The sequence below is a fragment of the Caldibacillus sp. 210928-DFI.2.18 genome (genome assembly GCF_020554505.1).
GTDB lineage: Bacteria > Bacillota > Bacilli > Bacillales > Caldibacillaceae > Caldifermentibacillus > Caldifermentibacillus hisashii.
In genome coordinates this window covers 1-8348 of the sequence record NZ_JAJCHL010000112.1, presented here as the reverse complement: position 1 = coordinate 8348, position 8348 = coordinate 1, and the positions used below count along the sequence as shown (strand labels likewise).

The following is an 8348-nucleotide window of genomic DNA, read 5'->3' as shown; positions in this document are numbered from 1 at the left end:
ATTTTAACAAGAGGTGCTGTTGATTTATATGCGTTGTTTGAATGGGGGCTTACGAATTAATTTCTTTTGTCCTAAAGACTACATATGCTGGACTAACAATACCTACTTCATAGTTATCCAACCTATTAAAAACAAAATAACCATCATCACTCATAGATCTGTAAGTGAATTCACCTTTTCTAACAATTTTATAACCAGTATTATCTAAACTTGCAACTTGTTTAGAAAAATACTCATCTTGTAAAAAAATACCTTGTCGAGATGAAGTTAATACAGGATATTGATTATTTACAGTCGTTCTTTCTTTACTTTCCTCAATCACATTTCCTAACTTTATTTTTGTCCATTCTCCCTCAAACCCAGGCAATCTCACTTCACCAGTCAACAACTTCTGCATTAACCCTTTTTTCTGCTGTTTTTTCTGCTCAATTAGCTTTTCCTTTAGCTCAATTGCCTTGTCCCAGACTGAGAGGATAGTAGCGATTTTGTTTTGCTCTTTTAATGGTGGAAGAACAACTTCTACGTCTTTTATATTTTCTTTACTAATCCCAAGAACAGAGATACCGGTTGCCAATATCATAATTTGTTTTCGTATATTCCAATCGGAAAGAAAATATCTTTTATAACCATTGTCTAATAATCCAGTTGTTTTATCCCTTGCAACAATGGTATGTAACCCACTAACAAAGGGAATATTAGATTTGTTTACAACAACAACAGATTTTCCAATAGCCTCATAATCCTCCGATGCATCTGCAAAAACAATATCCCCATCATTTAAGATATACTTATCCTTAATCTCATCTAAAGACATTTTTAGTTTAGGAATGGCATCAAAATTTTCTTCAACATCTATATGATTATCATTTGATTTGTGAATATCACCATAATGAAGGTAACAAACTCCTTCGTCTGATAATTTTGCTCTTGATATGGGCATCCCACCTTCAAATTTAAATAAAGTATTGAATTTATGTTCAACCCAATCTGAAGGATAAAGTTCTTTTAAATTTTTATTGGCCATCCTTTTCACCTACAATCCCAACTCTTTCAAATATTTTCCCATCTGTTCTTCAATTTCTTGAAGTTCCTTCTTAATGTTATAAATATTTTCCTTTACCGCTTCCATATCAACTGGTTCTTCTTCTTCAAATGTATCGACATAGCGTGGGATATTTAAGTTATAGTCATTTTCTTTGATTTCATCGAGTGTTGCAACATAGGAGTATTTATCAATCGTTTCTCTCTTCTCATAAGTTTCAACGATTTTTTCAATGTCCTGCTCCCTTAATTTATTTTGATTTTTCCCTTTTTCGTAGTTTCCTTCACCAGATGCGTCAATAAATAAGACATCTTTACGTGTACGGTCTTTACGGAATACCATAATACATGCAGGAATACCCGTACCATAGAATAGACCTTCTGGTAATCCAATAACAGCATCTAATAGGTTCATATTGATAATTTGTTCACGAATCTTCCCTTCACTAGATCCACGGAATAATACGCCATGTGGAAGAATGGTAGCCATACGTCCATTTTCAGCTAAGGAATACAGCATGTGTTGAACAAAGGCATAATCCCCTTTAGAACTTGGTGGAACCCCCCATTCAAATCTTCTATGTGGATCAAGTCCTGGTTCCATTTTAAACTTCTTATCATTCGTTCCCTCACCTGCAAAACCCATCGCCCACTTATCTAAGGAGAAAGGAGGATTAGCAACAATGACTTGGAACTTCATTAGTTTGCCATCTTCTAAGTGCAATGGATTGGCTAACGTATCTCCCCATTCAATTTTCGCATCATCAATACCATGTAAGTACATATTCATAAGTGCTAATGAATGAGTAGCCCCATTACGTTCTTGTCCGTAAATTGCAACTTTCTTACTTGGTACTTGTTTTGCTACTTTTAACAATAATGAACCTGAGCCACAAGTTGGGTCATAGATACGATCATTTTCTTGTGGTTTCACTAATCGTGCGAGTAGCTCTGAAACTTCTGCTGGAGTATAGAATTCTCCACCTTTTTTTCCAGCATCAGAAGCAAATAACCCAATCATATATTGATACGCATTTCCAACAATATCTTCATTACCTAATTGAGAAGGTCTCAATGATAGTTGATTAAAATCCTCTAATAAAGAACGAAGCATAGCATTTCGTTCTTTTGCTTTTCCAAGAATGGCTTCACTATTAAAGTCTATGTTACGGAAAACACCACGAAGTTTTCCAGTATTCTCATTTTCAATTCGTTCCAATGCTTTGTTAATGATTTCACCGATTTCAGGATCGTTTCTTTTGCTATACAAATAGTCAAATGTTGATGCTTCGTCCAGTACAAATCGTTCTCTTGACAAAGCACGTTGTACCCGCTGTTCGTCTCCATTGTAACGATTTGTGTATTCTTCTACTTTCTCTTTATAAGAATCACTTAAATACTTGATAAACAACATAGTAAGAATGTAATCCTTATATGTAGATGAATCAATTTTTCCTCTGAAAGTATCAGCTGCATTCCATAACACACTATTTATTTTTTCTTGTGTTGTTTGTTCAACCATTTTTTATTCCTCCTAATATTTGCTGAGTAACACCTTGAAAGAGTAGTTCTTTTTCTTCAATTAATTTCTTGTAAAGCAGCTTCTCTCTTTGATGTAGTTGGTAAACCTTTATCAAAACCCGTTGTTTATTAATGGGTGTTAATACAATTGGAATGTTCTTAATCGTATGCTGATTTGTACTAGGGATTCTACTACCAGCTTGAGAACGCTCTAATTCATTTTTTACATTCTTCGTATTAAGATACCATGCAATGTATTGAGGTAAGACTTTTGTATCATTTACTTTAATAATAGCAAAGTATGACGGTATCAATAAACCAGCATAATTTTTATCAATATATACCGTGGTAAAGGGTTGGCTTAATCTCATTAGTACATCCCCTTCCTCGGTAAAGTAATGGTCATCTAAGTTTTCATTACTGGCAAATTCATCGAAAGATTCATTTACAATCATCCCATCTTCACTAATATTTTTTAGTGATAAAAGTTTGTATGTAGCCTTTGCATCATATTCAATTTCTGCTTTTTTCCTACTTAGTACCAGTCCCGTCTTAATTTGGGCAATCTCACCGAGTTGCATGTTACACCTCCATTCAAATGTCAAATCTTATATTTAACTTTTGCTTGTTAAATACAGTATATGACTTTTAAGCGTTGAAGTCAATCTATAGTATTAAAACCACTCAAAAAAATTATAACGACTGAAAAGTACAGTTATATTAATGTTTTTTCATCTATAATACATTAACTTCATATAACGAAAGGGGCTGTACTAATGGACAAACAAACATTCCTTACAATGTCACCATCAAAAAGAGTACAAGAAGTCAATAAACTATTACAAGATCATGATCTAAGGTCAATTTGTGATCTCCTCGAAATTCCTTCCAGTAGTTTTAGCAAAATCATGTGGGAAGGGGATTATATTTATCATAAAGCGGACAAGAAGTACTATCCATTTGTTCGTTCTGAAGAAGAGAGATTAACGAAAGACCTAAGTAAAAATAATGATGAAGCAACTTTCTTTAAACAACATGAAGATACTTTGAGGAAGGTAATTCAGCATTTTGAAAACAAGGGGCTTTTGATCCTAGATGATCGCATTTACAGTAGAGATGCAACCTACTCCAATAAAAGCATCCGCATGAACAATGCGATCTACGAAGAATTTAGCAGCTTCTGTGAAGAATACTACCCTCATCTGAAAATTCAGCATATCATTGCCCAAGCACTTATTGATGCTAAAAATAAATATAGACCTGAAAGTAAGCAATGATCGTCACTAAATCAACAATCTGTTATCACAAAACGAAAGCCATGATACCCGACAAAGTACATACAAACTTGTCGGTTATTTTGTTTTATACAATGGTAGAATGGCAATAATTGTTAAGAAAGATAATGGATTTATTTTGTTGATTTTTCAGAAGCAATGATCTATATAGAAGTTAAACTAGGAGGTAGTGTATTGAAGTTTGTAAGAATTATTTTAGATGTTGAACTTCCAAATGATTTTGATGAAGGGGAAATAGATACTGCATTAGCTGATACCGTTAGTAAATTTGGTGGTTAAGTTATTGACTCAAAGAGTATAAGGAACTTGATGAGTAGTATTGAAAATCAAATGTAATACTAGGATTATTTCTAAACAAATAAGGTGCCTATTGTGTTAGGTACAACACATTTTAGACACCTCAACTTGCCTATCATGTACATTTCAGATTGTAAATGGATTTTTCAGGAAACTTGGGAATGAAGTGTGATCTTCGGTGGAGAGATTCTTGGGAATTAGGATGGGGTTTATTCCGAGGCTTGAAAGGTCACGAAGGTATTGTCGATAAGTAGGTTTTGAAATACCTCCTTCCTCCTTTTTCTTTTTTAGCGGAGTATCAATACTACCTTTGGAGATCATAACTAAGAACTCTCGTAAACTAGCTTTTTTTCTCCTTGAGAATTGGCTGTTTTCAATTATCTTTTCAGCTTCAGTGATTTTGTAATAATCACCTTGGTGAACGATAGGAAGGATATGCTTTTCCATGTATTCCTCTTGCAATTGTAAAGAAAAGTAGGTTTTCAGTTGTTTCGGTCTACCTACTCCCTTATCTGTTCGTTTCATGCTGTTCAAATGCCTGTTTTTCAGTCTCAATTCATATCTCACTATATTTTCATCATAGGACTGAATTTCTTCACCTTTCGCTATCCGTTCATCCTCCTTGCTATAAATCACAAACTCGACACTTTTATTCTTGTAGTATTGGGATGTTTCATATTTGAATGGATTTCCATTTTCATCTTTTCCCCATTTGATTTTCTCTTTGTGTCTATAACTGTTCGTGTATTTTTCTAGCAATGAAATAACAATTTCCTATCTTTTGAATCTGGAACATAACAGTCCTGCTTATAATCAATTCTGGTTAGAACATGAGAATCGAAATAATCAGATTGTCCAAAGTGCCAAGTAAGGAATTTACGAATATCCGCTTCAACCAGAACATAGTCATCTTCTACTATAGTTCCTCTGCTTAGCATTTTTACCGCATCAACCTTTAATTGTAAGTTGCAATCACCAGTTGCTTGATCCCAGATATAAGATACGGCATAAGATGGAAAAACCTTCTTTATTTCTTCATTAAGTTGTTCAACAGCAGCACCGAAGTAATGGTATTTGTCTACCTTAATACCGTACATAGAAAAAAGGTGTCGAATATCGAAATACGTAACAACTAGCAACAATTCAAATGTGTGAATCAAAATAACCATCTCCTTTGATTTACGTTCACAGGACTAGGAAATACCTTTATTACCAAGGGGTTTAGATGTATAACTTTTCCCGACCCGAACTAATTTATATGACTTCCTAACACATTGTTTTGATACAATGTGATCATGAAGTAGAACATGCTATGTAGTTGTAAAGGGAATTATTCACATGAGCAGTCCTACAACTACAAATTAGCTTTACAAAAGGAAAGTTAGTGTAAGCTGATAGTAATTCTAATAAACTAGCAACAAAAAAACCGTAAAGACTAATATGCTCTACGGTTGAATCAATAAGATAATCATATTGATTACTTTCAGATTTAGTGAAAAGTTGTAGTTTGATATAATATAGTAACAAAGGGGGTAAAACTTTTGTATTCAAAAAAGGAAATAGAGAAAAATAAGATAGATGCTTACGAATTGTGTCCATGTGGTTCCGAAGATAAATTTAAGTTTTGCTGTTACCAAAAAGCTAGAGAAGCTAGACATAAAGAAATAGCAGAATATAAATATTCCGAACAACGTATTAATCACATGGCAAGACTAGAGTGGGAAAAAGCAGATTTTAAAACATGTTTAGGCTTTAATAAAGAGGAATGTTCATCAGTAATTAAAGGGGCTCATTCAATACAAAACAACAGGTTTTTAAACAGGATAAGCAAGGATGGCCATGTTTATCAAATAAGTGGGGAGATTTCTAAGAAGAAAGGTCTTCATGCAGTGTTCAAAAAAATAAGTAGGAATAAAGCTAGTACATTTTTTGGCTTTTGTGATTATCATGATACTGAGCTATTTAGGCCTATTGAACTAAGGGAGTATACTGGTGAACCAATTCAGAACTTTTTGTTTGCTTTTAGAGCATCCGCTTTAGAGTATCATAGAAAACAAAGACTTTTAAACAACATTAGAAGTTTATTTAAAAAATTCCCTGCTGGAATGTTAGATCCAATCATGGTTAATACGTATAGAGTAACTGTATTAGATGTAGAAGATTACGCAAAGGACTACAATTTATTTAAGGAAAATTATTTAATTGGCAATTTCGAAATTTTAAGAACTATTAGCAGAACATTAGACTATGAAGTTGAATTTACCACAAGTTCAGCATTTGCAGTTCAATTCGATTATACTGGGAAGGAAATAAATGATATTTACCATGATAAGAGTGAAAATAAAATGCCTTCTATCTATGTGAGTGTCTATCCAATAGAAAATCAGACTGTAATTGTATTATCGCACCTTCTGAGTGATAATAAAGTTTATAAGGAATATTTTGATCAACTTGATGGATTATCAAACGAAGAATTTACTCAGCATCTAAACTATTTAATCATAGAGTATACAGAAAATGTGTTTTTTAGTCCAAATTTAGTGGATAGAATGACAAATAAACAGAAAGATTCTTTACTTAGAAGTTTCGTTTCATCGGTGAATGTTTTTGAAAAAATGGAGTTGTTATTAGAGCAAAATTATTATAAGTTTAATTTATTTAATCCACCAAGCACCTAATTTGGTACTTTTTTCATTTTCAAATTAATAAAGATTGACAAAAATGGGCGTATATACGCCCAACTAATCAATTATTTTACTCTTCCATAGTATATTCTTCATATCCCTCCCCTAGCAACTCACTTAAAATTAGAGCGTCCTCGAACCTAAGGACTTTGATTTATGAAATCATCCTGATTATGATAGATTTATAAGATAATATATTCGTAGAAAGGAAGTGATGTTGATACAGAATCCAAAAATCATAAAGAAATCTCCCCCTTACAAATCCCCTCAACGTTTTAAACTTCAATAATTACAAACCCCAACTTAAACCTCAGGAGGAAACATAATGAACATCGAAAGAATCTTCAATAACCAATCCAAAATTACCCTCGAAGACATTTTCAAATCCATTCTAAATGAAAAAATTGACGTACTTATAAAGGAAATCTATGATGATAATAAGGTGAATTCCACTGACTCTTCTAACAAGGAAGGAGAGAAAGTGGCATGAAATCAGCAATTTACATTCGTGTCTCAACGAACAAAGAAGAACAAAAGCAATCCCTTGATAACCAAAAAGAACTATTCATGAATCTTTTATCAGAAAAGGGATGGGACCTATATGACATCTATTTGGATATTCAGTCTGGTACTAAAACAAAGAAACGTCCCCAATTAAAACGTATGATAGAAGATGCTAGAATGAATAAGTTTGACATTATCTTAGCTAAAGAACTATCACGATTAGCTAGGAACGGACAACTTTCATATGAAATAAAAAATCTTGCTGAAAATCGTGGCATTCATATCCTTACATTGGATGGAGCAATTGACACACTTTCTGGCAACACTCAGATGTTTGGATTATACGCATGGATGTACGAACAGGAATCACAGCGAACAAGTGAACGTGTAAAAACTGCATTAAAAGTAAGAGCAAAAGGTGGGAAATTTAAGGGTTCTATCCCACCTTATGGATACTATGTGGAAAATGGTGTTTTAAAAATAAAGGATGATTTTACACCAGATATAGTCCGTCGTATTTTCAATTCTTACCTTTCTGGTATGGGATTTGATAGTATTGCGAGGGAACTTTTAGAGGAAGGAATACCAACTCCATCTATGGTATCAGGGAAGAGAAACGCAAGTCCACTTTGGCATGGATCTGGCGTTCGGATAATCCTAGAAAACCCACACTACATCGGTAATCTCGTACAACAAAGAGAGACATCCATAAATGTCACATCTGAAAAAAGGAAAAAGAATGATCCATCAAATTTTGTAATCATCGAGGACACACACGAACCGATTATCTCTAAGGAAGATTTTAATGTTGTTCAACAGCTAATCGCCGAAAGAAAACGTAAACGACCACATGCAAAAAAACACCTATTCTCAAATATATCTTACTGTGAAGATTGTGGTAGGAGTATGCACTTCAAAAAGAGTAGAAAAGGATATGTTTGTGGAGGGTACAACGTAAGCCCCCATTCAAACAACGCATATAAATCAACAGCACCTCTTGTTAAAA

9 protein-coding genes are annotated in these 8348 nt (G+C 33.5%); 4 read left to right on the top strand and 5 right to left on the bottom strand.

Annotated elements, in window-relative coordinates; genetic code table 11:
* Window positions 1-49 precede the first annotated feature (49 nt).
* The 3 genes from LIZ98_RS15930 to LIZ98_RS15920 are packed head-to-tail and all read right to left on the bottom strand — an operon-like array spanning window position 50 to window position 3143.
* Entirely contained in the window at window positions 50-1024 is a 975-nt protein-coding gene (locus LIZ98_RS15930; protein ID WP_227140227.1) for a restriction endonuclease subunit S, read from the bottom strand.
* Between the two features lie 9 nt (window positions 1025-1033).
* The gene (locus LIZ98_RS15925) at window positions 1034-2563 is read right to left on the bottom strand and encodes a type I restriction-modification system subunit M (protein WP_227140228.1); all 1530 of its coding nucleotides are present in this window, start codon (window positions 2561-2563) and stop codon (window positions 1034-1036) included.
* On the bottom strand, window positions 2556-3143 hold the full coding sequence (locus LIZ98_RS15920) for a restriction endonuclease subunit S (protein WP_227140229.1): 588 nt from the start codon (window positions 3141-3143) through the stop codon (window positions 2556-2558). The genes LIZ98_RS15925 and LIZ98_RS15920 overlap by 8 nt, the downstream gene beginning before the upstream one ends.
* Window positions 3144-3338: 195 nt before the next feature.
* Here LIZ98_RS15920 and LIZ98_RS15915 point away from each other — a divergent pair, with 195 nt between their 5' ends.
* Window positions 3339-3839, top strand: a complete 501-nt coding sequence (locus LIZ98_RS15915) for a hypothetical protein (protein WP_227140230.1) — start codon at window positions 3339-3341, stop codon at window positions 3837-3839.
* A gap of 441 nt (window positions 3840-4280) precedes the next feature.
* Here the strand turns inward: LIZ98_RS15915 and LIZ98_RS15910 are convergent, their stop codons facing one another.
* Both LIZ98_RS15910 and LIZ98_RS15905 read right to left on the bottom strand, forming a co-directional pair.
* Window positions 4281-4913, bottom strand: coding sequence for a hypothetical protein (locus tag LIZ98_RS15910; protein WP_227140231.1), 633 nt, complete (start codon window positions 4911-4913; stop codon window positions 4281-4283).
* Window positions 4907-5314 carry a hypothetical protein gene (locus LIZ98_RS15905; RefSeq protein ID WP_227140232.1) on the bottom strand — a complete coding sequence of 136 codons (408 nt, stop codon included), beginning with the start codon at window positions 5312-5314 and terminating at the stop codon, window positions 4907-4909. The genes LIZ98_RS15910 and LIZ98_RS15905 overlap by 7 nt, the downstream gene beginning before the upstream one ends.
* 381 nt (window positions 5315-5695) lie before the next feature.
* Between LIZ98_RS15905 and LIZ98_RS15900 the strand changes: the two genes are divergently transcribed.
* The 3 genes from LIZ98_RS15900 to LIZ98_RS15890 all read left to right on the top strand — a co-directional run.
* Window positions 5696-6832, top strand: coding sequence for an SEC-C domain-containing protein (locus tag LIZ98_RS15900; RefSeq protein WP_227140233.1), 1137 nt, complete (start codon window positions 5696-5698; stop codon window positions 6830-6832).
* 331 nt (window positions 6833-7163) lie between these two features.
* On the top strand, window positions 7164-7328 hold the full coding sequence (locus tag LIZ98_RS15895; RefSeq protein ID WP_227140234.1) for a hypothetical protein: 165 nt from the start codon (window positions 7164-7166) through the stop codon (window positions 7326-7328).
* Window positions 7325-8348, top strand: a 1024-nt coding sequence (locus LIZ98_RS15890) for a recombinase family protein (protein ID WP_227140235.1), incomplete at its 3' end; no start/stop codon positions are given. The genes LIZ98_RS15895 and LIZ98_RS15890, both read left to right, overlap by 4 nt.